Origin of the sequence: Deminuibacter soli (genome assembly GCF_003412455.1) — a bacterium.
Classification (GTDB): Bacteria; Bacteroidota; Bacteroidia; order Chitinophagales; family Chitinophagaceae; genus Deminuibacter; species Deminuibacter soli.
This window is the reverse complement of sequence record NZ_QTJU01000001.1, coordinates 549,631-575,992: the sequence shown is the minus strand read 5'-3', so window position 1 is coordinate 575,992 and position 26,362 is coordinate 549,631. Positions and strand designations below refer to the sequence as shown.

General features: G+C 46.9%; 24 protein-coding genes. 15 read left to right on the top strand and 9 right to left on the bottom strand.

Annotated elements, in window-relative coordinates; all coding sequences use genetic code 11:
• Positions 1-95: 95 nt before the first annotated feature.
• From DXN05_RS02405 to DXN05_RS02380, 6 genes are all read right to left on the bottom strand, one after another.
• Entirely contained in the window at positions 96-2,552 is a 2,457-nt protein-coding gene (locus DXN05_RS02405) for an outer membrane beta-barrel family protein (RefSeq protein ID WP_245975099.1), read from the bottom strand.
• Positions 2,553-2,657: 105 nt separating this feature from the next.
• Complete coding sequence (locus tag DXN05_RS02400) at positions 2,658-3,491, bottom strand: N-acetylmuramoyl-L-alanine amidase (RefSeq protein WP_116845602.1); 834 nt, start codon at positions 3,489-3,491, stop codon at positions 2,658-2,660.
• Between the two features lie 36 nt (positions 3,492-3,527).
• On the bottom strand, positions 3,528-4,664 hold the full coding sequence (locus DXN05_RS02395) for an NAD(P)/FAD-dependent oxidoreductase (RefSeq protein WP_116845601.1): 1,137 nt from the start codon (positions 4,662-4,664) through the stop codon (positions 3,528-3,530).
• Complete coding sequence (locus DXN05_RS02390) at positions 4,657-5,361, bottom strand: methyltransferase domain-containing protein (protein ID WP_116845600.1); 705 nt, start codon at positions 5,359-5,361, stop codon at positions 4,657-4,659. Before DXN05_RS02390 ends, DXN05_RS02395 begins: the two co-directional genes overlap by 8 nt.
• Positions 5,358-6,437 carry a type III polyketide synthase gene (locus tag DXN05_RS02385; RefSeq protein ID WP_116845599.1) on the bottom strand — a complete coding sequence of 360 codons (1,080 nt, stop codon included), beginning with the start codon at positions 6,435-6,437 and terminating at the stop codon, positions 5,358-5,360. The genes DXN05_RS02390 and DXN05_RS02385 overlap by 4 nt, the downstream gene beginning before the upstream one ends.
• Positions 6,434-7,324 carry a UbiA family prenyltransferase gene (locus DXN05_RS02380; protein ID WP_245975098.1) on the bottom strand — a complete coding sequence of 297 codons (891 nt, stop codon included), beginning with the start codon at positions 7,322-7,324 and terminating at the stop codon, positions 6,434-6,436. Before DXN05_RS02380 ends, DXN05_RS02385 begins: the two co-directional genes overlap by 4 nt.
• 154 nt (positions 7,325-7,478) lie before the next feature.
• Between DXN05_RS02380 and DXN05_RS02375 the strand changes: the two genes are divergently transcribed.
• From DXN05_RS02375 to DXN05_RS25190, 4 genes are all read left to right on the top strand, one after another.
• The gene (locus DXN05_RS02375; RefSeq protein ID WP_116845598.1) at positions 7,479-8,213 is read left to right on the top strand and encodes a YqjF family protein; all 735 of its coding nucleotides are present in this window, start codon (positions 7,479-7,481) and stop codon (positions 8,211-8,213) included.
• A gap of 185 nt (positions 8,214-8,398) precedes the next feature.
• Positions 8,399-11,062 (top strand): MGH1-like glycoside hydrolase domain-containing protein, encoded by a 2,664-nt coding sequence (locus tag DXN05_RS02370; protein WP_116845597.1) that lies wholly within the window; start codon positions 8,399-8,401, stop codon positions 11,060-11,062.
• Positions 11,063-11,184: 122 nt separating this feature from the next.
• Positions 11,185-12,387, top strand: coding sequence for a DUF763 domain-containing protein (locus DXN05_RS02365; RefSeq protein WP_116845596.1), 1,203 nt, complete (start codon positions 11,185-11,187; stop codon positions 12,385-12,387).
• A gap of 92 nt (positions 12,388-12,479) precedes the next feature.
• A complete protein-coding gene (locus DXN05_RS25190; protein WP_116846364.1) occupies positions 12,480-12,755 on the top strand; it encodes a sensor histidine kinase in 276 nt (91 codons plus the stop codon).
• Here the strand turns inward: DXN05_RS25190 and DXN05_RS02355 are convergent, their stop codons facing one another.
• Entirely contained in the window at positions 12,756-13,190 is a 435-nt protein-coding gene (locus tag DXN05_RS02355; protein WP_116845595.1) for a LexA family protein, read from the bottom strand. It lies immediately after the preceding gene.
• 72 nt (positions 13,191-13,262) lie between these two features.
• Here DXN05_RS02355 and DXN05_RS02350 point away from each other — a divergent pair, with 72 nt between their 5' ends.
• From DXN05_RS02350 to DXN05_RS02300, 11 genes are all read left to right on the top strand, one after another.
• On the top strand, positions 13,263-13,862 hold the full coding sequence (locus tag DXN05_RS02350; RefSeq protein WP_158559104.1) for a 2'-5' RNA ligase family protein: 600 nt from the start codon (positions 13,263-13,265) through the stop codon (positions 13,860-13,862).
• Positions 13,863-13,873: 11 nt separating this feature from the next.
• Positions 13,874-14,500, top strand: a complete 627-nt coding sequence (locus DXN05_RS02345; protein WP_245975097.1) for a 2'-5' RNA ligase family protein — start codon at positions 13,874-13,876, stop codon at positions 14,498-14,500.
• 122 nt (positions 14,501-14,622) lie between these two features.
• Positions 14,623-15,732 carry a PA0069 family radical SAM protein gene (locus DXN05_RS02340; RefSeq protein ID WP_211329962.1) on the top strand — a complete coding sequence of 370 codons (1,110 nt, stop codon included), beginning with the start codon at positions 14,623-14,625 and terminating at the stop codon, positions 15,730-15,732.
• A gap of 106 nt (positions 15,733-15,838) precedes the next feature.
• Positions 15,839-18,265: a phenylalanine--tRNA ligase subunit beta gene (pheT, locus tag DXN05_RS02335; RefSeq protein WP_116845593.1), complete on the top strand. Its 2,427-nt coding sequence runs from the start codon at positions 15,839-15,841 to the stop codon at positions 18,263-18,265.
• Positions 18,266-18,323: 58 nt separating this feature from the next.
• A complete protein-coding gene (locus tag DXN05_RS02330) occupies positions 18,324-18,611 on the top strand; it encodes a hypothetical protein (protein WP_116845592.1) in 288 nt (95 codons plus the stop codon).
• A 3-nt stretch (positions 18,612-18,614) separates the two neighbouring features.
• Positions 18,615-18,911 (top strand): cell division protein ZapA, encoded by a 297-nt coding sequence (locus tag DXN05_RS02325; protein WP_116845591.1) that lies wholly within the window; start codon positions 18,615-18,617, stop codon positions 18,909-18,911.
• 383 nt (positions 18,912-19,294) lie between these two features.
• Positions 19,295-20,845 carry a ribonuclease Y gene (gene rny, locus DXN05_RS02320; protein WP_245975096.1) on the top strand — a complete coding sequence of 517 codons (1,551 nt, stop codon included), beginning with the start codon at positions 19,295-19,297 and terminating at the stop codon, positions 20,843-20,845.
• 218 nt (positions 20,846-21,063) lie between these two features.
• Positions 21,064-21,417 carry a 50S ribosomal protein L19 gene (gene rplS, locus DXN05_RS02315; RefSeq protein WP_116845589.1) on the top strand — a complete coding sequence of 118 codons (354 nt, stop codon included), beginning with the start codon at positions 21,064-21,066 and terminating at the stop codon, positions 21,415-21,417.
• Positions 21,418-21,556: 139 nt separating this feature from the next.
• On the top strand, positions 21,557-21,790 hold the full coding sequence (locus DXN05_RS02310) for a Sec-independent protein translocase subunit TatA/TatB (RefSeq protein ID WP_116845588.1): 234 nt from the start codon (positions 21,557-21,559) through the stop codon (positions 21,788-21,790).
• Positions 21,791-21,820: 30 nt separating this feature from the next.
• Positions 21,821-23,263 (top strand): Asp-tRNA(Asn)/Glu-tRNA(Gln) amidotransferase subunit GatA, encoded by a 1,443-nt coding sequence (gatA, locus tag DXN05_RS02305; protein ID WP_116845587.1) that lies wholly within the window; start codon positions 21,821-21,823, stop codon positions 23,261-23,263.
• A gap of 157 nt (positions 23,264-23,420) precedes the next feature.
• The gene (locus DXN05_RS02300; RefSeq protein WP_116845586.1) at positions 23,421-24,536 is read left to right on the top strand and encodes a lytic transglycosylase domain-containing protein; all 1,116 of its coding nucleotides are present in this window, start codon (positions 23,421-23,423) and stop codon (positions 24,534-24,536) included.
• A 39-nt stretch (positions 24,537-24,575) separates the two neighbouring features.
• On the opposite strand, the gene DXN05_RS02295 is transcribed toward DXN05_RS02300, so the two are convergent.
• On the bottom strand, positions 24,576-25,757 hold the full coding sequence (locus DXN05_RS02295) for an anthranilate synthase component I family protein (RefSeq protein ID WP_245975094.1): 1,182 nt from the start codon (positions 25,755-25,757) through the stop codon (positions 24,576-24,578).
• A 113-nt stretch (positions 25,758-25,870) separates the two neighbouring features.
• Entirely contained in the window at positions 25,871-26,338 is a 468-nt protein-coding gene (locus DXN05_RS24540; protein ID WP_158559103.1) for a hypothetical protein, read from the bottom strand.
• Between the last annotated feature and the right edge of the window lie 24 nt (positions 26,339-26,362).

Sequence of the window (26,362 nt, the reverse complement as noted above, 5' to 3'; positions counted from 1 at the left end):
GATAACACAACGGTTTTCCAACAATCAAAGCATATAACCATATAACCGCATAAAAAGAGCCACCCGAAGGTGGCTCTTTGTTTATGCAGTTGATCTTAGTTGTTGCCGATTCCGCCGCCTCCGCCGTTTACGCGTTTGCTTTCTTCATCGGCTGCAGTTTTGCGCTGGCGTGCAGCTTTCACCTGGTTACTGCCAAAGCGGTAAGTGAAGTTGAGTTTTAACAAGCGGCTTTCCCAGCCACCGTTGGCGCGTATGTGCTGACCGGCATAATCACTGGTAGCAGCCCAGCGCATGGTTAAGAATACATCGCTTACTGTTGCTTTAATTGTACCCTTGCCTTTCAGTACCTGTTGCTGTACACCCGCATCTACACTCCACATTTGCTTGCTTTTAAACGTACCCTGCCATATGGAAGGCGAGCTGTAAAAGCCGCTTATCTCGGTGCTGAATGTTTTGGTGAGCTTAAAGGTGTTTTGCGCATAGAAGTTAAAGTTCACCACATCCAGGTTAATGTTCCTGTCTGGGCTGGGGTCGGTTGATTTATAATGTGAATAGCTGGAGTTCACATTGATAAAGGCGCTGTACCATTTAAATGTTAATGGTGCGCTGATGTTCAGGTTCACCAGATTCTGGGTTGCCAGGTTTTTCTTGGTGATGAACGATTTTGATTTGTCAGCAGTATCTACCAGCTGTGCAAATACATCACTCACATGGCTGTAGCTCAAAGTAGTGTTCAAAAAGTATTTGTACATATGCGTTACCGAAAAGCTGTTGGTATACTGCGGCGTTAACTGCGTATTGCCTTTCTGGTAAGTGTACTCGTCCAGTTTAAATTCAAACGGGTTCAGATCCTGGTATGCAGGGCGGTCAATACGCCTGCTGTACGAAAAGGTCAGCTGGTTCATCGGGTTCTTGTTAAACGTAAGGGCCGCACTTGGGAAGAAGTCCGTATAATGACGTTTAAAAGTTGAATCATAAGTAGCATAGTCATTACCCAGCATTTTATAACCGTTTGATTCGCCTTTTGAATTGGTGTTCTCAACGCGTAAACCAACCTGGAACATTACGCCTTTCAGCTGGCGGTTATAGTTTGCATACACCGCGTTGATGTTTTCCTTGTAATCGAAATTATTGCTGCGCAGGGTATCCAGGAATTTTGAGCTGGAATACACATTGTAGCGCTGAAAATCGTTACCCGTTTTTACATACGATGTTTTAAAGCCTAAACCCAGCCTGCCTTTCTTGAAGTTCTGTTCGTAGTCGCTTTTCAGTGAGTACAGGTTAATGTCGGTAGGCGCAATCATATTGTACACAATCTGGTTAATCAGGTGCGCATTGTCAGGTGTGTAATAATAGTTGGGCTGCAGCTGGTTGCTTCTTATCTGGTACCAGCCGTAATCACCATCAACATTCAGTTCATGACCTGATGTATCGGCGAAGCGGTAATTCACGTTGCCGTTAATGTTATTGCGTTTGCCGTCTGCAATATTGCGCGCCAGCAGTAAGCGGTTTACCTCGCCGGTTGGTATATACACAATCGGTGTTAAGCTGCGTGTGCCTGAGCTGTTGTCTGATAAGGTGCCGTTCACCATCACACCAAAAGTGCTGCGCGCAGTAGCGTAATAATCCGCACCGGCTTTAAAACCATGCGTGTTGCTGCGCTGCGTCATGGTAGAATGCTGGTCAAACGACGTATCGCTGATAGAACGGTTCAGGTGAAAAAAGTTCTCGTTCAGGTTCTTGTTGTAGTTGTAATTACCAAAAAGGTTTACTTTTTTACCCCTGTTATTCAGTGATAAACCGGCATTGTACTTGGCATATGTACCAATGTTGTAACCGGCAGTAGCAGAACCATTGGTGCCGTACGACCTGTTTTTCTTCAGTTTAATGTTGATGATACCTGCATTACCTGCTGCTTCAAATTTGGCAGAAGGGTTGGTGATCAGCTCAATAGATTCAACCTGTGATGATTGAATGGTACGCAGGTAATCGGCCAGGTCCTTACCGGTCAGCGGCGAAGGTTTGCCATCGATGTATATCTGCACACCGTTTTTACCGCTCAGGCTCAGGTTATCATCTTTGTCAACCAGTACGCCGGGCGATTTACGCAGCAGTTCCATCGCATCGTTACCCACGGCATTAATGCTGTTCTCTACGTTTACAATGGTTTTGTCTGCTTTTACCTCCACCATTGGTTTTTTGGCCACAACGGTTACGCCGCCCAGTTGTGCGGTTGGTTTTGCCAGCGCAATAGCGGGTACGGTAACGGCATCTGTGCCCAGTTCAAATGTTTTGGAATAACCCTTATCAAAGCCCACATAGGCAACGCTGATAAGGTAATTGCCTGGTTTGGCATTGGAAAATTTGTAAGCACCATCTTTATCGGTTACATTCAGTTTAACCAAAACTGAATCTTTTGCACGTAAAAGTGAAACGGTTGCATTAGTTACTGTTTTCCCTTCGGCATCCTTTACTGATCCCGAAATGGTCTGCGCACCGGCACAAAAGCCAGTTAGCAAAGCCAGCGTGAGCAGCATGTAAATCTTTCTCATAACAATTTTTTATAAATATTGGTATGCGAAATTGCTGCAACATAGCTTGTGTTCCAAAACGCAATACATCAGTGGGAGTAAAAAACTGATGAGTGGTACAAACGCTTATTCGTATTTGTGCTCCAGCAGAAATAACACTTTGCGGTCTTCTTCGTACAATACTTTGCTGGTATCCTGCTGTAAAAAATGGCGTTTGAACGCCTGTATGGCTGCACTGCTATCTCTAATATCGTACCCGATAATGCGCAGCGCCTGCAGATTGCTGAAGCTTTCAGGTACGGTTACCTGTGTAGTGTCGCCGTACCAAAGGCCATAACCATTGTCTGCAAGTAATTTCCAGGGAAAATGTACGTTGGGATCGTTTTTGCGGGTAGGGGCAATATCAGCATGACCGATAAAGTTGGCTGCCGGTATGCCATAGGTCTTCTTCAGGCCTTTCAGCAGGTGCAGCAGGCTGGTAATCTGGTCGGCTGTAAATTCTTCAAATCCATTGTTGTCTATCTCAATACCTATTGAAACGGAATTAATATCTGTAACGTTACCCCATCTGCTGATACCCGCCTGCCAGGCGCGCAGATAGTCATTCAGCATATGGTGAACCGTGCCGTCTTTGCAAATCACATAATGCGCACTTACCTGTGTTTTAACGGTAGTAAATGTTTTCAGTGTTTGCTCGCAGCTGTTTTGGGCAGTATGGTGAATAATTACAAAATTGGGTTTACGCATGTTGAAATTGATGGTGCCGGTGAAATCCGGCGCCTCTTTCAGTGAATCGAAGCCGGTAGGCGGCGGCACTTCGCGTATGGTTTGTGCGTAGGTTTTTGCCTGCTGTTTGTATTGTTTGTTGGTCGCGGCGTAAGGGGTATGCGCACAACTCCATTGCAGCATACATGCGGCAACGGTGGTAAAGCGTAAACAGTTTTTGTATAGTGTATTCATCCTGCAATTGGTTTCCGGAGCGTTAAATATAAGCTATTAAAAAGTATGACCATGCGTAGCGCGTATTAAACTGCGTGCAGCAGGCTTGCACAGGCCCATTAAACCAAGAAATAACGAAGTGGTAATATTACCGCCAAACAGGCGTTGTACAGCTCTTCCCGTGGCCAGGCGTTTGCCGAATTGCTGCTGCCATTGTGTGGTGTAAACGGCTTCCATTGTTGCACGGCTGCAGGTATTGTTTAAAAACGGTATGGCAGCTTCAAATGCCAGTTTGGATGCATGCAGCGCCATGCTCATGCCATTGCCGCAAAGCGGTGTAATTAAACCCGCTGCATCGCCGGTAAGCAATACATGGTTCAATACCTGCTCTTTTTGTTGAAAGCTTACCTGCGATATGGTCAGCGGTTGCTCATACAGAAAAATGGCTTCGCTGAAAATACGCTGCAGGTGCGGATTATGGAATAAAAAGCGTTCTTCCATTCCCGCAATGGATTGCCCGGCTGCGAGGTTGGCAGCAGTGGTAAGATAGCACAAACAGCAGGTGTCGTCTTCTATACGGGATATGCCGCAATACCCGTTTTCAAAATTGTGCAATGTAATGGTGTTTGCCGGTTGCGGGTAACGGATATGGTATTTTACGGCGATGTATTGATTGAGTTTACCCGGCCTGTTTTGTATAAATGGCCGTTTCCATTGAATGTCGAGGTTGCTGCGTTTGCCGAAACTGCCCGTAGCAAGCCTGGCTTGTACGGTGTGCTGCGCGGTTTGTATGGTAAAGGTATCATCGCTGAAATTGATGCTGTTTACTTTGCTTTGTGTGTGTATGGTGGCACCTTTTTGCAGCGCTGCCTGGTATAGCAGTTGATCCAGCTTAAACCGGCTGATGCCAAACCCGCCCGTATCAAGGGGAAAATGGTACAACCGGCCTTTTACATCGCTTACCTCCAATTGACTGATACGCGGCAATTGTAAATTCCCCAGCGGTATACCCAGCCGCTCTAAAAATGGCCAGCTTTCCATGCTGATGTACTCCCCGCATACTTTGTGAAACGGGTAGTGTTCTTTTTCAAATAATACCGTGCTGTAACCGGCGTTTGCTGACTGTATGGCAAGCGAAAGACCGGCCAGTCCGCCCCCGGTAATGGCCATATCGTACACCTGGTTTTCAGTCATGGGTATATACCAGTAAATGACGGAATGCCCACTGCCAGCGCAGGTTGTAATGATGAATGTTCGCCTGCTGCAGCAATTGCTGCCATTCTGTTTTTATAAACCCGCGCGCAACACTAAGCGGTGCATCGTTTTTTACCAGATAGGAGCGGGAAAACAATTGCGTTAACCAGTGGATAGAAAAATAGGCCAGTTGATGCCGGTGCAGATCGTTGATAAAAAAGCCCGCTGTACTGTTTTGCTGCATCCATTGCAATTGCTGCACCAGCGCCTGCTCGGTAAAATGATGGCAGAACAGGCTGCAGAAAATAATGTCGGGTTTCCGGGCAAAATCAACAGCGCGGTAATCACTGGTAATCCATTGCATGTTTTGTTGCAGCAATGGATGCTGCTGTGCCACATCAATGCAATATTGTTTGATGTCTATGCCTGTACATTGAATGTTGATGCCATGCCGTTTGCCCCAGGCCACAATGGCCGCCAGGTTATCTCCGCCGCCGCAGCCTATCTCGCAGATATGGATATTGTTTTTGTCTGCAGCTTTGGGCAATAGTGCTTTAAAACCTTTCAGGGTAATATCATGACCGCCCAGCCATTGGTTAATCACCTGCAGTTCGTGCATGTTGCGCCGTATGTCTTCAAATGGCAGGTCGTCTGCATCAAGCAGTTCTGGCTGGTATGAGCGAAGGCGAAGGTTCATATGAGTTTGCCGGTAAAGGTTTCCATCGTTAATCCCGGGCCGAATGCCGCTCCAAAAACAGGGCCACGGGCCGCGCTCTGCAGCATGTCTTTCAGCACAAATAAAATAGTGGGTGACGACAGGTTGCCGTATTGCTGCAATACCCTGCGCGAAAAACACAGGGCGTCTTCCGGCAGCTGTAATTGTCTTTCTATCACATCCAGTATTTTTTTACCACCAGGGTGAATACACCAGTTAATCACCGCTTCGCGTGGCAGTTGGCTATGCGCCAGCGCCTGTTGTACCAGTGGCACAATGTCTTGCTGTATCAGCTGCGGAATATAACCGCTCAGCGTCATTAAAAAGCCCTTGCTGCTTAATTCCCAGGCCATGTCCTGCTTGCCGCGGGTAGCTACCAGGGAATAAAAATCCTGTATTGCAACATGCCTGCCCCTGGGTGTTGTATTCGATAGCAATACAGCGGCACTGCCGTCTGCAAACAACAGGCTGCTTGCTGCGTTGTCGGGTGTATAGGCTTGCTGAAAATGCAGGGTGCAAAGCTCGGTGTCAACAATCAGTACATTGGCTGGCTCATTGCCGGCGCAGATTAAATGTGCCAGCTTCAGGGCATGTATGGCCGCATAGCACCCCATAAAATTAACGGAAGTGCGAAAGGTGTTGCCGGGCAGCTGAAGTGCTTCTGCCACCTGTATATCCAGTCCGGGTGCACTCATGCCGGTGCAGCTTACGGTAACCAGGTGCGTAATGTTTTCCGGTGCCAGGTGTCCCTTCAGGCATCCTTCTACGGCCTGTAAAGAAAGCGGCAATGCATGTTGCTGGTACAGTTGCATGCGTTCTTCCAGCAGGGGAAAAGCTTCGCCGGGCTGCTTTGGTAAAAACTGCCATTGCTCCCTGGGTAAGCCATAGTCGGCTATCACGGAATAGCGCTGATCAATGCCACTGTGCTTATATAAAAAGGCCAGTTTGCGTTGCTCTTCCGCAGGCAGTTGATACAGCTGCTGCATAAAACCCAGTATGTCCTGCTGCGAATGGCACCAGGCAGGTGTTGCGGTTCCTATGGAAATAATGTTTGTCAAAGCTGGTGTAATATGAGTAAACAAATAAAGGCAAGGTTAGTACAGGCAGAGGCCAGTAAATTCATGCGCATGGTATGCCTGAAATCAGCTGCAGCGGTATTCCTGAGCACCTTTGTAAACCAAACGATAAAGTAAACAATCACCGGTATAAAAAAGCACTGTACAATTAAAAAGGGCGTGAGTGTTTGCAGGGCAGCGTAAAAATTGAATAGTAGCAGTAAGGCCAGTCCATACACCAATGCACAAAACACAAAAGTGCCTTTAATGCCCAGCAGCATGCTGATCGTATATACATTATCAGCCGCATCGGCCTTGTGTTGGTATACTTGTGTAATGGGATAAAAACCGCCTATGAGCAATGCTGATGCAACCACCGGTTGCCAGGGAACAATTGTGGTATCCTGGTTGCAACCGATATACACCAGCAAAAACACAAGTGCACCCTGGTTAAGTATTACTGTAAGAAAGCCGATGATGGGATATTTCTTCAATCGTATGCCGCGGTAGCTGTACATCCTGGAGCAGAGTATGTAACAGGCAATGCCAGCCGCAAAATACAGTGCAACTGTTGCAGACAATAACAGGGCCAGCGCATCCATCACCAGTGTAACATACAGCAACTGCCGGGTGGGTTGCATAGGATTGGCTATGCCGCCCACAGGTGTGGTATCGCGGTCCATATAACTGTTGTAACCGTTGCTGGATGGATACACAAGCACATGCAAAATAAAAAATACCAGCACTGCATGCCATACCTGTATGTGCTGTATATTGCTTAACGCAAACCAATACACCGGCATCAGGAAAACAGAAAACGGGATGCGCAGCAACTGCAGGGTAGAGCGCTCCAGGTACAGGCGCCTTTTATGTGCTGTGGCTGATTGCATGGTTTTGTAGTATGTGGTTTGGCATTGCAGGCTTTGCGCATATCTCCGGGCATTTGTGTTGCATGCGCAACCGTTGGTGCTAACTAAATGACAATGACTGCTATAGAATAAACACTTCATTGCCGGGTTTTGTTAAGCTGATTATATTTAAATTATGCATAAAGTTTTTTTAACAGCCCGTTGGACACACCTCGCGATGCTCAATTATGCAGTAGATGCGCAAATTCTGCAGCCCTGGTTGCCTGCCTACACAGAATTAGACACATTTAACGGAAAAGTGCTGGTAAGCCTGGTCGGCTTTAATTTTATGGATACCCGCATGTTAGGGGTGCGCTGGCCGTTTCACGCCAGTTTCCCGGAAGTAAATCTCCGTTTTTACGTAAAGCACTTTAACGGGAAAGAATGGAAACGGGGCGTTTGCTTTGTAAGCGAGATTGTTCCACGCCCCGCTATTGCTTACACGGCCAATATCCTGTACCGTGAACCCTACAAGGCCATGCCCATGCGCGCAACATTAAACGAAACTGCCGGTGCTGTTAAGGCTGCATATGCATGGAAGTTCAAAGGCAAATGGCAGTCGCTGTTGGTTGAAGCCGGCAATACATTACAGGATATACTGCCCGGTTCTGAAGAAGAATTTATTTTTGAACACTACTGGGGCTACAACAAATACAACGCGAATACTACTATTGAATATGAAGTGGAACATGTGCGCTGGCAAACATTTCCCGTGCACAACTGGCAACTCGATGTTGACGTAGCCGCTTTATATGGAAAGGATTTCGTACCTTACTTTCAACAACAACCCAGCTCGGTATTATTGGCACATGGATCAGCCGTTACTGTTCGGAAACCCTTGTTTATCAAAAAAATACCCGCCTGTGTTTAATCCTAACACACTGTGAAACAACTTTAAAAAACATTAAAGTATTTTGCATTTATACTTGTAAACACTGCGTTTGGCAAGTTCGTGCTAATTTTATCTCTTGTTTTGCTTGCCCGTGCCACAGTTTGTCAACCCCGTTTACTGCTGAGGTAAACTGTGCATGCTATTGATTAACGCAAGTAATTGTAATGACTGCAGAACAACAAAGGCTGAATGTAAATGCCACCAAGAAAGTACCGCTGGAGCAATGGGGACCTTATGTTTCCGAACGCCAGTGGGGTACCGTACGTGAAGATTATAGCGAGAACAATGATGCGTGGAATTATTTTCCTTTCAGTCATGCACATAGCCGCGCCTACCGTTGGGGTGAAGATGGTATTGCCGGTATCTCCGACTTTTTTCAGAATCTCTGTTTTGGTATATCACTGTGGAATGGTAAAGATCCTATTTTAAAAGAGCGTCTCTACGGCCTCGGTAACTACGAAGGCAACCATGGTGAAGATGTAAAGGAATTGTATTACTACCTCGACAATCTTCCTTCGCATTACTATATGGAGTTCCTGTACAAATACCCGCAGCAGGCTTTTCCTTACGATGACCTGATCGAAAAAAACAGGAGCCGCGGCAAACTCGAACCCGAGTATGAAATACTGGATACCGGTGTGTTTAACGATAACCGTTATTTTGATGTGCACATCACCTACGCCAAATGTAATAAGCGCGATATCGGCATCAAAATATCCATCACCAACCGCTACAAAACCGCTGCCAGCATTACACTGCTGCCTACCATCTGGTTCTATAACCGCTGGCAGTACGGTGGTGTAATGAGCAAACCGGTAATCAGCCGTGTAAACAGTTATACCGTAAAAGCCAATCATGAACGTTTGGGTAATTACTATCTCTACTTCCCCAAAACCAATGAACAGTTTTTTACAGAAAATGAAACCAATACCGAAAAGCTGTTCGGTAAGCCCAATGCCAACCCGCTGGTAAAAGATGCATTCAACGATGCCATTGTTCACCAGCAGAATGTAGAGTACATCAAGGCACAATCACAGGGTACCAAATTTGCACCGGTATACAAATACAAAATACCCGCAGGCCGCACGCAAACCATTTACCTGCGCTTGTCAGATGTGTTGATGGATCAGCCGTTTGCACATGGCTTTGAAGAAACATTCACCCAGCGCAAAATGGAAGCAGACGAGTTTTACAACGAAGTGCTGCCCAAAAATATCCCGGCAGAATTAAAGCAGGTACAACGCCAGGCTTTTGCCGGTTTGCTGTGGAGCAAACAATATTACCACTTCGATATTGAACGCTGGATCTCCAACAGCGATGGCATTTCCCCGCTCAGCGATCAGCGGCGGTGGGGGCGTAACCATGATTGGCAGCACCTCAAAAACCAGGATATTATCCTGATGCCCGATAAATGGGAATATCCCTGGTATGCCGCGTGGGACCTTGCTTTTCACTGCATTCCCATGGCCATGATTGATCCCAATTTTGCAAAGCATCAGCTTATACTGGTGATGCGCGAATGGTACATGAAACCCGATGGTCAGCTGCCTGCCTACGAATGGAATTTCAGTGATGTAAATCCACCGGTACACGCATGGGCCGCATTGCAGGTGTACTACATTGAAAAGGAAAAAACAGGTGTGGGAGATATCACGTTCTTAAAACGCATCTTCCAGAAGCTCATTATCAACTTCACCTGGTGGATCAATCGCAAAGATCCCAACGGTAACAACATCTTTGAAGGCGGTTTCCTTGGTTTGGATAACATCGGCGTGTTTAACCGCAGCATACAGCTGCATGGGCAAATGGAACTGGAGCAGGCCGATGGTACCAGCTGGGTAGGCATGTATGCACTCAACATGATGGATATGGCTATCGAAATCGCCATGCAGGATACTTCCTTTGAAGATACCGCCACCAAGTTCTTCGAACACTTTGTGCTCATTGCCTCTGCATTAAACGAAATGGGTTTGTGGAACGATGAAGACAAGTTTTTCTATGATATTCTCGGCGCACCAGGCACCAAGCCTTTGCAGCTGCGTATCCAGTCTATCGTGGGTTTAACTTCCCTGTTCGCGGTGTCTATCATCCAGCGCAATGTATTGCACAAGCTGGAAGACTTCACCAAACGCATTACCTGGTTTGAAAACTACCGGTTAAAGAACAATAAGTTCTGGCCCAATGAAGAACGGGCTGAAAGTGAAAAAATATTGCTCTCGTTGATTCCGAAAGAAAAGCTGCAGGCCTTGCTGCAACGCATGCTCAATGAATCGGAATTTTTGGCGCCATGCGGTATACGCGCCTTGTCAAAATACCATGAGGAACATCCTTACTCGGTAAACATTGAAGGAACGGATTACAACATTCAATACGACCCGGGCGATTCTACTTCTAATTTCTTCGGTGGTAACAGCAACTGGCGCGGACCAATCTGGATGCCCATCAACTTTCTCATCATCCAGTCCATTAAAAAATATGGTGAGTTCTACGATGGCACATTCACCATCGAGTACCCTACCGGCTCCGGCAATTACATGGAGTTGCTCGAAGTGGCCAATGAATTAACCAAACGCGTAATTGGCTTATTCCAGCAAAACGAATCAGGCAAACGACCGCTGCACGGCAAATACAACTGGTTTTACCAGCAACCCGGTAACGAGCACCTGATCCTGTTTTACGAATATTTCCATGGCGATAATTGCAGCGGCTTGGGTGCCAGTCACCAAAGCGGCTGGACTGCCCTGGTAGCGCGGCTTATCAGCGAAATGAAACCTTCGCACCACCACGGGAAAGTAAAACACAGCCAGTCGTCCGTAAAGGCTGTTTAAAAATAATCCTGACCTGCTATCGGTAAATCCTCCCGCAACAATGGGAGGATTTTTCTTTTTGCGGCCTTGTTCGTTACAGCCTTGCATGAAACACAAGCAAAAGATTCGCTAACTTTGTTAGCATGAAGCGGTCAGGCAGTGCAGATCTTCCCTTACATTACGGCTATGTTCCACAATGGCTTGCCCAGCGCATGGCCAAACTGGGACTGGCTATTACCGAAACCATACTGGCAGACTACGGCAAGGCAGAAGTTATCCGCCGCCTCAGTGACCCTTTCTGGTTTCAAAGTCTTGGTGCAGTAATGGGTATGGACTGGCATTCGTCAGGCATCACCACTTCAGTAATGGGCGCACTCAAACGCGCCATTAACCCCAATGCCAAAACACTCGGCATTTATATCTGCGGCGGCAAAGGCAAACATTCAACAGAAGCGCCACGTGAATTGCTCGCTGTTGCAGAACAAACAGGACTTAACGGGAACCAGTTGGTGCGTTGCAGCAAGCTAAGTGCAAAGGTGGACAATACGGCTGTACAGGACGGGTTTCAGCTGTACACGCACAATTTTATTGTAAGTGATGAAGGTGACTGGACGGTGGTGCAGCAGGGTATGCAGGCAGGTACCAAAACTGCACGGCGTTATCATTGGCATGCAGCCTCCGTTACTTCGTTTGTAGAAAATCCGCACGCGGCGATTTGCGGTGCTAACCAGGGACAAATACTCAATATGACCGATATGCAGGCCGCACCTGCACGCAACGCCATTGTACAATTTTCAAAAGATGGCCCCGACAATGTAATCCGCGATTATCAACGCCTTATTATGCCTGCGCATCATGATGTTCGTGCAAAAGATGTTGATCTCAAGCGCCTCGGTTCCGTATTATGGCTAACACGCGACAAGCAGCCCGCTGATTTTGAAGAGCTGTTGTTATTGCAGGGTGTTGGTCCGCGCACCTTGCAATCACTCGCATTGGTAAGCGAAGTAATACACGGCACGCCTTCCCGTTTTAAAGATCCTGCACGTTTTGCATTTGCGCATGGCGGCAAAGACGGTCATCCCTTTCCTGTTCCCATACAGGTGTACGACGAAACCATACAAATACTGCAAACCGCTGTACACAAGGCTTCCATAGGCGAGAGCGACAAGCAGGAAGCCATTAAAAAGTTAAGTGCACTGGCGCAGCAGGCTGAAAAAGATTTTATTGCAGGCGGTAACCTGCAGCAGGTAATTGAACAGGAACGCGCAGATAGCTGGAAATATGGCGGCCGCACCGTGTTTGGAAAAGAGCAGCCCCCGGTAAACAATCAATTAACGCTGTTTTAATATCCTTGCCAACCTTATAAGCTTTTTTTATATTGCATACAGTGCCTTTTAACCGTACCAGGCCTGCAGGTGAGTTACCTTGCAGGTAAACAATCAATATCCCTGATGTTCGCGCAACCCAACTATCCCGGCGACTTCTTTCTTCACTTGCCGCAAGCCTGTTTGCTGCTAATGGTATTGGTTTTGAGCAGGAGTATGCAGACCGCATTTTCCAGCTGTTCCAGCGCCTGCATGGTAAAACAGGATATGCGGGAACAGGCATTGGCCTGGCCATTTGCAAAAGCATTGCCAACAACCACAAGGGTTATATTACTGCACAAGGCACCCCGGGCAAGGGTGCCAGCTTTACCATTTACCTGAAGCAATAACTACAGGCTGTGTATTACATAAGTTACCACGCCCCATATGGCAAAATGTTCATACTGGTGGTTAACCTCAAGTGCAGATAACCGGGCAGCATCGGCCACCAGTCTTATTTTATCCGGCGTGTATTCCAGCCGCCGCACCAGCATTTCATCATCCAGCACAGCTACAATCACTTTGCCGGGCACTGCTTTAATGCTCCGGTCTACAATCAGCACATCGCCCTTGTAAATGCCGGCACCCGTCATGGTATCGCCGCACATGCGGAAAAAGAAAGTCGCCGGTTTATTGCGTATCAGCTGCTCATTTAAATCTATACCACGCTCCATGTAATCATCTGCAGCTGCACCGAAGCCGGTGGCATTGGCAGTAGGCACATCCCATTGGTTAAATGCTTTGGAGCCTTTGTAAACGCTCCCGTAAATAGATTCAGGCTGCATATAAATAATTTTGTTTTTACTAATATTATTAGCAATTTTATGCTAAATTTATTGCCTGATAAAATTTGTTTTATGAATACAGGATGGGTGCAACCGGCTGCCGCTTCAGCAATAGGCAGGCAGGCAGGATACGAATACCAGTTGATTGTTCGCCCGGGCGCGGCAGTGGCTGCGCAGGTACTGGCAGAAAAACAATTGTTTGCTGTACAGTTCGGGCATAAGGGCACAACAGGAGCGCCGCATATTGTGGTGGCTTCTTTTACAGCCAGGGAAGAAATGGAAGAAACCATCATTCGCTGGATGCATCGCATTACCAGTGTATTGCCGGGGTTTGCTGTAACGCTCAACAATTACAGCAGCCTGCCCCCGCATACCATTTACCTGCGTGTACAGGATCCGTTGCCTTTTGCGCAGCTGGCCGCACAGCTCAAAGCCGTAAGCGGGTATATTGAAAGTTGTGCCTGTGCGCCCGTACAGTTCACCGCTAAACCACACCTCAATATTGCCGGGCAGCTCACCGGTGAAGTGTATGAAAAAGCCATTCCCGTATACTCACGGCAAACTTTTCACGAAACTTTTGAGGTTACGGAACTGGTGCTGCTGCGCCGCCGTAACCAGTTTGAAGAAGGCCGCGAGATCAATGTTTTCAGGCTGCTGCCGGCCGAACAGTAAAATGAAAAACCATGGAAAAGATCATTTCAGCATTACCCGGATACCCCGTTGCAGAATACCTCATGGTGCTGCACCCGCACGAAGATTTATGGCATAAAATTATCGACCTGAAAAAAGAATTTGCTGCCCGCTATGATTGTGAATTGGCGGCCAAATCCTTACCGCATATCACGCTGGTGAAATTTATCCAGTACGAAATTGCGGAAGCACGCATCCTGCAACGGTTTCGCTCTATCGCAGCGCAGTTGCAGCCTTTCAAGGTAGAGCTGGGTAACTTTGGTAGCTTTCCATCGCATACCATCTACATCAATGTTACTTCCAAAACATCTATCGTGCAAACCGTTCGCGCACTCCGCGATACACAAAGGCTGCTGCAGTTCGATAAAGACAACAAACCGCACTTTATCACTACGCCGCACATTACCCTGGCGCGCAAACTGCAGCCCTGGCAGTACGAAAAAGCATGGCAGGAGTTTTCGCAACGCAATTTCACCGGCCGTTTTATGGCCAACGATCTGCTGCTGTTAAAACGCCGCATGGGCAATAAAAGCTATTACCAAACAGTAGAGCACATGCAGCTTTGCGGCGCGCAGCCCGTTGCGCTGGCACAGCCTACGCAAGGCGATCTGTTCGGCTAAATTATTCTTTTTCACGGGCCGGCCTGGCTCGCATGCCCGAGCCAGGCCGCGCTTCGTACGCTGTAATACTACTAACCTGTACCGATGTTTATGATTTGTTGAAGCAAGAAAAACAGCAGCGTATGAAAAACATGCAGCATAATCCCAATGCAAAACCTACACCGGCCAATATGCCGGAAGAAGCACAGTACCTGAAAGGTCGCGGTGCACAAATCAACACTCCCAACCGCTTTCTGAAAAATGAAAAAGTGCGGGAGCAGATTGAATCCATTGACGATTGGACAGAATCCAACCCCGCTACACAGTTTATCGAAGAGCAAGCCAAAACCATTGTTAACAAGGTAGACAGTCCGGATGTGGGCATGTTCTACAGCATGAATCCCTACCAGGGCTGCGAACACGGCTGTATCTACTGTTATGCCCGCAATGTACACGAGTACTGGGGCTACAGCGCCGGGCTGGATTTTGAACAGAAAATCATCGTAAAAAAGAATGCGCCGCAATTGCTGCGCAAGTTTCTGATGAACCCGAAATGGGAATGCCTGCCCATTTCACTTAGCGGTAACACCGATTGTTACCAGCCTGCCGAACAGCAGTTTAAAATTACCCGCCAGCTGCTCGAGGTTTGCCTCGAGTTTAACCAGCCGGTTGGTATCATTACCAAAAACGCAGGTATTTTGCGCGACAAGGATGTGCTTACCAAACTGGCTGCGAAAAAGCTGGTGAGCGTACTGGTGTCTGTCACGTCGTTTAATGAAGACCTGCGCCGTGTAATGGAGCCACGTACCACCACAGCCAAACAACGCCTGCGGGTTATCAAAGAACTGAGCGAGGCGGGCGTACGCATGGGGGTAATGCTCGGGCCCATGATACCCGGGTTAAACGAACACGAAATGCAACGCATAATGCTGGCAGCCAGCGAAAACGGCGCTACTTTCTCTGCCTACACATTTATCCGGCTGAACGGGGCTATCAAAATCATGTTTCACGACTGGCTGTACAAGAACTTCCCTGACAGGGCCGATAAGGTATGGCACCTGATCGAAAACGGGCATGGCGGCCAGGTAAACGACAGCCGCTGGGGTGTACGCATGCGCGGCGAAGGGCCCATCAGCGACCTGGTGCGGCAACAGTTTATAAAATACAATAAGTTGTACAAGCTCAACGCCGAACGCTGGGAGTTGGATTGTACCCAGTTCAGGCGGCCGGGCAGCCAGGGAAGGCTGTTTTAACAGGCTGTAAACCAATGCAGGCTGCTATTCCGCGCAATACCTTGTGCAACGGGCTAAACAGTCAACTTATCAACTATATTTGCAGCCTATTTCAAAAGTTTGATGCATGACGATTTCTTATAACTGGCTGGCGGAATACCTGCCCGAGAGAGTGGATCCCGAAAGATTATCCAGAATTTTAACCAGCATTGGCCTGGAAGTGGAAAGCCTTGAAAAATATGAAAGTATTAAAGGCGGCCTGCGCGGATTGGTAATCGGGGAAGTACTGGAGTGTGTTCCGCATCCCAATGCAGACAAGCTCAGGGTAACCAAAGTAAATGTTGGCGGCGAAGCCCCGCTGCAGATTGTTTGCGGTGCACCCAATGTGGCTGCAGGCCAGAAAGTAGTGGTGGCAACCGTTGGTACCACCATTTATCCTTCCACAGGCGAACCGCTGACCATGAAAGTGGCCAAAATCCGCGGGGAAGAAAGCTTCGGGATGATTTGTGCCGAAGATGAAATCGGTATGGGCCAAAGCCACGCCGGCATTATGGTGCTGCCCGAAACAGCACAGGTTGGCCAGTCTGCCACTTCGTACTTTCAGCCTTATGAAGACTGGATCTATGAAATCGGTCTTACCCCTAACCGCATGGATGCCATGAGCCATTACGGTGTCGCCAGGGATGTTTGTGCTTATTTAACGCATCACAATAACAAAGACGCAAGGGTGAAAAGCCCGTTTCCGTCAACGTTTAAACCCGATCAGGGAGGGCAACCCATTGAAGTGCACATCGAAAACACCGATGCCTGCCAGCGCTATGCCGGTGTAAGCATCAAGGGTGTTACCGTGCAGGAATCGCCGCAATGGCTGAAAGACAGGTTGCTGGCTATTGGCCTGCGCCCGATCAATAATATTGTCGACATCACCAACTTCGTGCTGCACGATACCGGTCAGCCACTGCATGCCTTTGATGCAGATGCCATTACCGGCAACACCGTAATTGTAAAGAACATGCCTGCAGGCACACCGTTCGTTACATTAGACGAAAAAGAACGCAGGCTGGATGCAGAAGACCTGGTAATTGCCAATGCTGAAGGCCCCATGTGTATTGCCGGTGTGTTTGGCGGTTTATACAGTGGCGTTAAAAATACCACAACGAATATTTTTCTCGAAAGTGCATGGTTTAATCCCATCACTACGCGCAGAACATCGTTCAGGCATGGCCTGCGTACAGATGCAGCCACTCGTTTTGAAAAAGGTGTGGATATTTCCAATACGGTCAATGTGCTGAAACGTGCCGCGCTGCTCATCAGGGAAATTGCCGGTGGTGAAATAGCATCAGATATAATTGACATCTATCCAAACCCCGAAGCAAAAAAACAGGTGGCCCTGAAATACCACTACCTGAAAAAGCTCAGCGGTAAAAACTATCACCCCGATGCAGTAAAACGTATTCTCACCAGCCTTGGTTTCGAGATTGTAAAAGAAGGCATGGACGAATTGTGGGTGGCAGTTCCGTACAGTAAACCGGATATTAGCCTGGGCGCAGATATCGTAGAAGAAATTTTGCGTATCGATGGCCTCGACAACATTGATATTCCTACAGCTATTACCATTTCTCCTGCTATTGAATCGCTTGGTTTTAAAGAAGGCATGCGCGAAAAGCTGGCAGGTTACCTCGTAGGCAAAGGCTTTAATGAAATACTCACCAACTCTATCACCAACAGCAAATATTTCTCAGAAGAAGTGCTGGCCGGTTCGGTGAAAATGATCAACAACCTCAGCGTTGAGCTCGATGTACTGCGCCCCTCCATGCTGGAAACCGGCCTGGAATCCATTGCCTACAACAGCAACCGCAAAAACAGCAACCTGCTGTTTTTTGAAACAGGTAAAACCTACCACCAAAGCGGTGTGGGCAATTACAGCGAGAAAGAACATTTCTGCGCCTACCTCACCGGCAATATCGTAACAGACAGCTGGCAGGGTAAAGCACAGGCAGTTGATTTCTATATTGCCAAAGGTGTAGCAGAAGCCTTGTTGCAAAGTGCAGGCATCGGAAATTTCAGCTATGTGCACAAAACGCAGAGCAAACACGCCATAGAGCTGGAAGTACTGGCCGGTAAACAAACCGTTGCCACCATTATCGAGGTAAGCCGTGAGCAGCTCAATGCGTTTGATATTAAACAACAGGTGTATTTTATCGATATTGATTTTCTGCTGTTGCTCGAACTGGCAGGCCAGAAAAAAATTACCTACCGCGAAGTGCCGCGTTTCCCGGCAGTTCAGCGCGATCTGGCCCTGGTAGTTCCGCGCAGCACTACCTACGAAGCATTGCAGGCAGTGATTGCGAAAACAAAACTGCCTAAGCTGCAGCAGGTGCGCCTCTTCGATATTTTCGAAAGCGACAAACTCGGCCCCGACAAAAAATCAATGGCCGTTAATTTCACTTTCCAGGATGAAGAAAAAACCCTGACGGATAAAGAAATTGATGGAATGATTGGTAAACTTGTAGCCGGTTTTGAAAAAGAACTGAGCGCAGAAATCAGAAAATAATTTTTTACATCCCGCACAAAATTGTGGTACAACTTGTGCGGGATTTCCCTATACCATTATGGCAGACCTGGAAACACAATTAAAGGCAGTACACGATAAGTTGCAGCAACTATTGCGGCAGTACCAGGTATTGCAGAAAGAAAACCTGCAGCTGAAAACCGATTTGCAACAAGCCAAACAAGTGGTGAAAACCCGGGAAGATAAAGTGCAGCAGCTGCAGGAACAGCTGGATATTGTACAAATCAGCACCGGTAACCTCAACGGCACAGAAAAAAAAGCCCTCGAAAAACGCATAGACGGATATCTCAAAGAAATAGAAAAATGCCTGTCACTGCTGAATGCATAACACATGAAGCCTGAATTAATACCAGTCAATATTATTATCGGTGACAGAAGTTACCGCCTTAAAATAGAACCGTCTAACGAAGAGCTGGTGCGTAAAACCATCAAGCTGATCAACGACAAAATTGTTGAATTTAAAACCAGCTTCGCCGGGAAAGACATGCAGGATTACGTGGCCATGGTACTCATCTGGTTTGCCATGGAGCAGAACAAAACCGGTGAAGACCTTATCCGTACCGAAGAAACCATCAACAAACTGGCAGCCCTGGAGCTTATGTTAGATAAAGCGCTGTTTAATGTATAATTGATCTTATTCTCACAGGGGCATAAAAAAATCCGGTAGCTTATACCGGATTTTTTTGTTGAAACGTTTACGGGTAAACGTTCTGTTTTCGGGACTTCGTCGGAATAAAAACGGGTACCAACTTATAGCCAAGTATAGTGCCAAGTATTAATTTTCTGTAATTTTTTGATAATCAGAATGTTAATATTTTATAACAAGTATTGCATTTCCCATAACTGGAATTATTGGTCTTAATAAGGGAAATTTACTCTTTCTGAAAATTTGATTCGCTTTAATTATCTTCGCAACTTACCTTACCGCGCACTGTGTGCCTATAAGAGTGAGCGGGGTACAGGATTATGAATTAAATTTAAAAACGCCATTAAAGCATGGATCAAACAGGTATGTATATAATAATTGGTGTAATAGCGATTGCTGTCGGGATTATTGCAGGTAAGTTCATTTTTGCCAAGAATACACAGAAGCAGGTAGATGATGCAGAGGCCCGGGCTCAGAGTATTTTAAAAGAAGCAGAGATACGCGCAGAGAATATTAAGAAGGAAAAGCAACTTGAAGCGAAGGAAAAATTTGTACAATTAAAAGCTGAGCACGATAAAGATGTGCTCGAAAGAAATAAAAAACTCGGCGAAACAGAGAACAGGATCAAGCAGAAAGAGATTGCCATTAACCAGAAAGAGGCTGCTATCGAAAAGCAGATCAAGGAAAACGAGGCCATCAAGGAAAACCTGAACCGCCAGATTGAAGTGGTGAGCCACAAACGCACCGAGCTGGAAAAACACCAGGAAGAGCATATCCGCCGCCTTGAAAAAATTGCCGGTCTTACAGCCGAAGAAGCCAAATCACAACTGGTTGAAAGCCTGAAACAGGAAGCCCACACCCAGGCCCTGGCACTGCAGCAGGAAATTATTGAAGATGCCAAGCAGAAAGCCAACAAGGAAGCCCGCAAAGTAATTATCCAGAGCATTCAGCGCACCGCTGCTGAGCAAACCATCGAGAATACAGTTACCGTTTTCAACCTGGAAAGCGATGAAATAAAAGGGCAGATCATTGGCCGTGAAGGCCGTAACATCCGCGCCATTGAAGCGGCAACAGGTGTTGACCTGATTGTGGATGATACCCCTGAAGCCATTGTGCTTTCTTCATTCGACCCGTTGAGAAGGGAAATCGCCCGCCTGTCACTGCAGCGCCTGGTAGCCGATGGCCGTATTCACCCGGCCCGTATCGAGGAAGTGGTAGAGAAAACCCGCAAACAGCTGGAAGAGCAGGTAATGGAAATAGGGGAGCGTACCGTTATTGAACTGGGTATCCACGGTTTACACAAAGAGCTGGTGCGTATTGTAGGTAAAATGCGCTTCCGTTCTTCTTACGGTCAAAACCTGCTGATGCACAGCCGTGAAGTAGCCAACCTGTGTGGTATTATGGCAGCTGAACTGGGCCTTAACCCCAAACTGGCCAAACGTGCCGGTCTGCTCCACGACATTGGTAAAGTGCCCGACGAAGAAACTGAACTGAGCCATGCCCTGCTGGGTGCGCGCTTAGCCGAAAAATATGGTGAAAACCCTGCCGTGGTAAATGCCATTGGTGCCCACCACGATGAAATGGAGATGCAGTATGTGATTTCACCCATTGTGCAGGCCTGTGACGCCATTAGCGGCGCCCGCCCCGGTGCACGAAGGGAGATTATGCAACAGTACCTGCAGCGCATTAAAGACCTTGAAAACCTCGCTATGGCCTACCAGGGCGTAGAGAAGGCATACGCCATCCAGGCCGGTCGCGAACTGCGTGTAATTGTTGAGGCGGAAAAAGTAACCGATAGCGAAAGCGATAAACTGAGCTTCGAAATTGCGCAGAAAATCCAGACCGAGATGACTTATCCCGGCCAGATTAAAGTAACCGTAATTCGCGAGAAAAGGGCAGTAAACGTAGCACGATAATCAGCCTGCTGGTTAAACATATACAGTTCCGGCACCCGCAAGGTGCCGGAATTTTTTTTGAAAGAAATAGCAGCGTTTTTACCTGAATAAATACCTGATGCTGCGTGTTTTACAGGGAAATGCGACAGAAATGAGCTAAATTTGCCCCCGAAACGAAAATATTTTCTTTGGAATTGATAGCATTGGTACTTACCTTTGCCGTCCTTAAATTTTAAGCCATGAACGCAGCAGTTCTATTTGTGCATGAGCAACTGACAGCAAAAAAGGATTTTCCTAAATTCAAAGCCGGTGACAACGTTACCGTTAACTATAAAATTGTGGAAGGTGGCAAGGAACGTATCCAGAGCTTCCGCGGAGATGTGGTTAAAATCCAGGGTACCGGTTCTACCGCTACTTTTACCGTTCGCAAGATTTCTGACGGTGTAGGCGTTGAAAGGTTGTTCCCTTTCTTCTCTCCAAACATCGACGGCATCCAGCTGAACAAAGTAGGTAAAGTACGTCGCGCCAAACTTTACTACCTGCGTGAACGCAGTGGTAAAAGTGCCAGGATTAAGGAAAAACGTGTTAAATAAATTAACAGTTGCTGTAATATTTTTGAAAGCGGAAGTTGCTTGATAAACTTCCGCTTTTTTATTCCGTCTTAACGGTAATTAAAGTTCGCAGCAACGAATTAATAAATAACTTTGTTTTTCACACATCAAACAAAATAATATGGGTAACCTAGGTTTCCAAGAAATTCTACTGATTGCATTAGTAGTGCTGGTATTGTTTGGCGGTCGCAAAATCCCTGAATTCATGAGAGGATTGGGCCGTGGCATCCGCGAATTCAACGATGCTAAAACAAACGTGAAGAGAGAACTGGAAGAAGGCATGCGCGAAAAAGATACTACGCCCGCAGCGCCTGCTCAGCAGACAACTACTACTACTGGCACCACTCAGCAGTAATTTTCTTACAACCCCAAATTTGTTTAGCCTTTGTTTAGCTTTACCGGAATCAAAGACTATCATAACGCATTATTGAACGGCCAAACCACCTGTGTGGAGGCCGTTCATTATTATTTAAACGGGATAGCTGCGCAACAGCACCTCAATGCGTTTATCGAAGTATACAAAGAAGAAGCGTTGCAACGCGCAGCCATGCTCGATGCAGCTTTACCCGGCCAGCAAAGCTTACAACCATTGTATGGGGTAGTTATCGGTATCAAGGATGTGATCAGCTACCAGGATCACGGACTAACAGCCGCTTCCGGCATTCTCAGAAATTTTGTTTCCCTTTATAACGCCACAGCTGTACAACGCCTGCTCGATGCAGGTGCCATTATCATAGGTCGCCAGAACTGTGATGAATTTGCCATGGGCAGTGCCAATGAAAACTCTGCCTACGGTATTGTACGCAATGCTGCCGATCCCGAAAGGGTGCCCGGTGGCTCATCAGGCGGTTCTGCCGTTGCCGTACAAGGCAATATGTGCATGCTTAGCCTGGGCAGCGACACGGGCGGCTCTGTACGCCAGCCAGCCGATTTCTGCGGCATTATCGGCCTCAAACCTTCTTATGGTCGCGTTTCCCGTTACGGCTTAATTGCCTACGCCTCTTCCTTTGACCAGATTGGTATTTTCGGTCTGCACCTGAATGATGTTGCACTTGCACTTGAAGTAATTGCAGGTGAAGATGCATTCGACAGCACCGTAAGCACTGCCCCTGTGCCGGCTTACAGTGAACAGCTGCAAACACAGCCTGAAAAGCCGTATCGCATTGCCTATTTTAAACAGGCACTCGAACATCCGGGTTTAGACCCCGCGATCAAAGAGCAGACAGAAGCTTTTATCGAAACTTTAACAGCTGCAGGCCATTTAGTGCAAGCTGTTGATTTTGATTTGCTTGACTATGTAGTGCCCGCTTATTACGTTTTAACAACTGCAGAGGCCTCAAGCAATTTATCGCGCTATGATGGCGTTAAATATGGGTACAGGTCACCGGTAGCGACAGACGATCTGACAGATTTTTATAAACAGAACCGCAGCGAGGGTTTTGGAGCCGAAGTAAAACGAAGGATCATGTTAGGTACTTTTGTACTTAGCTCAGGATATTATGATGCGTATTTTACTAAGGCACAGCAGGTAAGAAGACTGCTGACCCAAAAAACGACTGCCATTTTCGGGGAATTTGATGCCATTATTTCCCCAACCGTGCCAGCCCCTGCCTTTAAAATCGGCGAAAAAAGTGATCCGATAGAAATTTTCCTGGCGGATATTTACACGGTTTTCGCCAATCTCACAGGGATTCCGGGCATATCCCTTCCCTTGTTCACCCACCCTTCTGGCATGCCTTTTGGTATTCAGGTGATGACTTCTCAAATGAATGAAGTAACTTTGCTGAGCCTTTCAAAAACGTTCATGCAAATAGCAGCGAAAGATTAGTCAGGAAGTTTAGACCAGAAACGCAACAACAGCATTACCTCCCTTTTAAAATTGAGCCAAAGCAACTGGTCAACAGGGTTTTACACACCCGATCAATACGCGTAAACGCAGTTTCACAGCGAACTGCTATTTGATAATCATAAAAAAGCGATACTTGATGCAAGGAAAGTTTTTCTCTGTAAGAGGCTTTTTATTGGCCCGCTTTGCCAGGTACCTGCTGGGAACCATTATTCTACTGATAGCCAGTTTTACCATCATGTCGTTCACAATTGACGGCACTGGTAAAGGGGGGCGTAAAACATCCGACAAGGATTCTGCTTCTGCAAAAGGATTCAGAACCCTGTTCAATGGCGGTAATTACGACCCGGATAAACCCTATCTTTTCCAGTTAAATCCAAAGGCAGTTGCATTCGTGGAAGGATATATTGCCCGTGAAAAGGATGACCTGGAAAAAATGAGAGAATGGGGGAAGCCTTATTTTAACATTTACAATAAAGTGCTTGCCCAAAATGGCTTACCTACGGAACTCAAATATTTATCCGTAATTGAAAGCAATCTCAGTTCTACCCTTCGCTCGCACGCAGGTGCGGTGGGCCCCTGGCAGCTGATGCCCGACGAGGCAAAACGCTATGGTCTCAAAATGGGAAAGGGTTCAAAGGACGAGCGTACCGATTTTTACAAAAGCACCGTGGCAGCCTCAAAACTGCTCAACGAACTCTATGATGAGTTTGGCGACTGGCTGCTGGTAGTAGCTGCTTACAATGGCGGCGTTGGTGGTGTTAAAAGAGCCATCAAAAAAGCCGGCAGCAGTAATTTCTGGGATCTGCAGTATTTTCTGCGCGAAGAAACCCGTAACCACGTGAAGAAATTCATAGCCGTACATTATGTACTGGAAGGTGGCGGCGGGTGGACTTGCCTTACTGCCGAGGAAACAGCCCTGCAGAAAGCCAATATCGATGCCATGATGGTTTCATCCTCAACGGCAGCACCCATATTGACTGATGCAGAAATGAGCACCACCACAACCGTATCATTGAGCGGTAAATACAATGCAGGTGTAATTATTAAAACTTTATCACTGAACGATAAAGATTTTAACCGCCTGAACCCCGGTTTTGAAAAAATGATTTCAGAAGGTAAAACGTACCAGTTGCGTTTGCCCAACGATAAGATGTCGCTTTTCCAGGAAAAGAAACAACTCATTTTACAGCAAAGCGTGCAGTTGCTGCTGTCTCCTCAGCCACCGGTTGATGTAGCCAAAGGCAATGCATAGGCCGATAAGAATTTACGCTATGAAGAACTAAAGCCCTGTTTACAGCAGGGCTTTTTTAATGCCTGCTGCTTTAAGCAAACACTCTTCGTATTCTTTTGCCGCATCGCTGTAAAACGTAATGCCGCCGCCTACCAGGTAGCTCAGGTATTGCGTTTGCGCATTGTACAGCAGGCTGCGTATTACTACGTTAAAATCAAAATCACCACCTGGTTTGATATAACCAACCGTACCGGAATAAATGCCCCGTTTTACTGTTTCGTAACGGCTGGTAAGCTCCAGTACTTTTTGCTTGGGCGCACCCGTCATAGAGCCCATGGGGAAGGTTGCTTCCAATATAGCTGCAAAGGTTGCCTGTGATGGCAATGTGCCTGTGATGGTAGAAATGAGCTGGTGCACCTGCGGAAAACTGTATACGCCAAACAACTCCTGCACATGCACAGAGCCTGGCAAACAAAGCCTGCTGAAATCATTGCGCACAAGATCTACCACCATTACATTTTCACTGCGGTCTTTACTGCTGTTGAACAATTGCTGTCGTAACAGTTCATCGGCGTGCACATTGGTTGTATCCCTGCGTGCAGTGCCTTTAATAGGTTGCGATAACAGGGTTTGCGCTTCGCGGTATACATACCGTTCAGGGCTTGCACACAGCAAATGATGTTCACCTGTTTTGTAGTAAGCTGCAAAAGGGGCAGGTGATGCAGCTGCAAGGCGCAGATAAGTAGCGAGCGGGTTTAGCTGCGCGCTTGCCGCATAAAATTCCTGGCAGAAATTGATTTCATAACAATCGCCCCGCAGTATGTGCTTTTGCAATGCCTGTATTTTGGCTATATAATCGGCCTGGCTGATGCGGGGGGTAAATGCAGGTGTTATAGCCGGCGATTGTGCAGAGGCCGGCGTTTCGGCGCTAATGACCCGGAACACCTGTTCGGGTGTGTGGTGGTAACAGGAAATATGTACTGTATGCTGCTGCAGTTCTATCACCGTGGCCGGCTGAAATAAAAACGCATCAGGAAAACCAATGGTATCGGGCAAATGAGAGGGATGCCCGAAGTCGAAATTGAAATGACCAAAAAGCCAGTCGTTGTGCTGTTGTAAAAACTGTTGCAAAGCCTGCATGGTGCCGGGATTGCTTACAGGCACACGAAAGGTATCTATTGCATCAACTGCAAGCAGGCATTGGTACCTGTTGGGCGTATGCGTATAGTTATGGTTATCCAAAAAACAACAAATGTTGAACCGGTTGGCCCAGTTCAACATTTGTCTTTTGAATACATCAAAATCGTTTATCGGAAATGATGCTTGTTCTCTTGGCACAATTCATTCAGGGATGATTAGAAATCATCATCTTCATCATCATTAAATTCATTGTCGTTGAAGAGATCAAATTCTTTGAAGTCTTCATCTACTTTGAAATCATCTTCTTCATCGCCGCCTTTTTTGCCTGCGCCTGTACCGGTACCGGTTGATTTTTTGCCTTTTGATTTAGGAATATCAAATTCGTCAAAATCAGGGTCCCAGCTGTCTTCATCATCTTCAGCTTTGTTCCAATCGTCATCATCTTCTTCTGCATCTTCGTCATCGTCATCATCATCGTCCTCTTCGTCTTTAGATTTTTTTGAAGCAGATTTAGACGGTTTCTTGGATGGCTTTTCATCCACGTCGTCATCCTCGTCTTCAAAATCATCATCATCGTCATCAGCTTCTTTTTTAGTTGCTTTGGGTGATGACTTCTCATTGTCGTTGTCTGGTGCGGTTTTGCGACCGGTTGTTTTTTTCTCTTTATCTGATTTTGCTGCCATAATCCGTGAAAATTAACTTCGTAA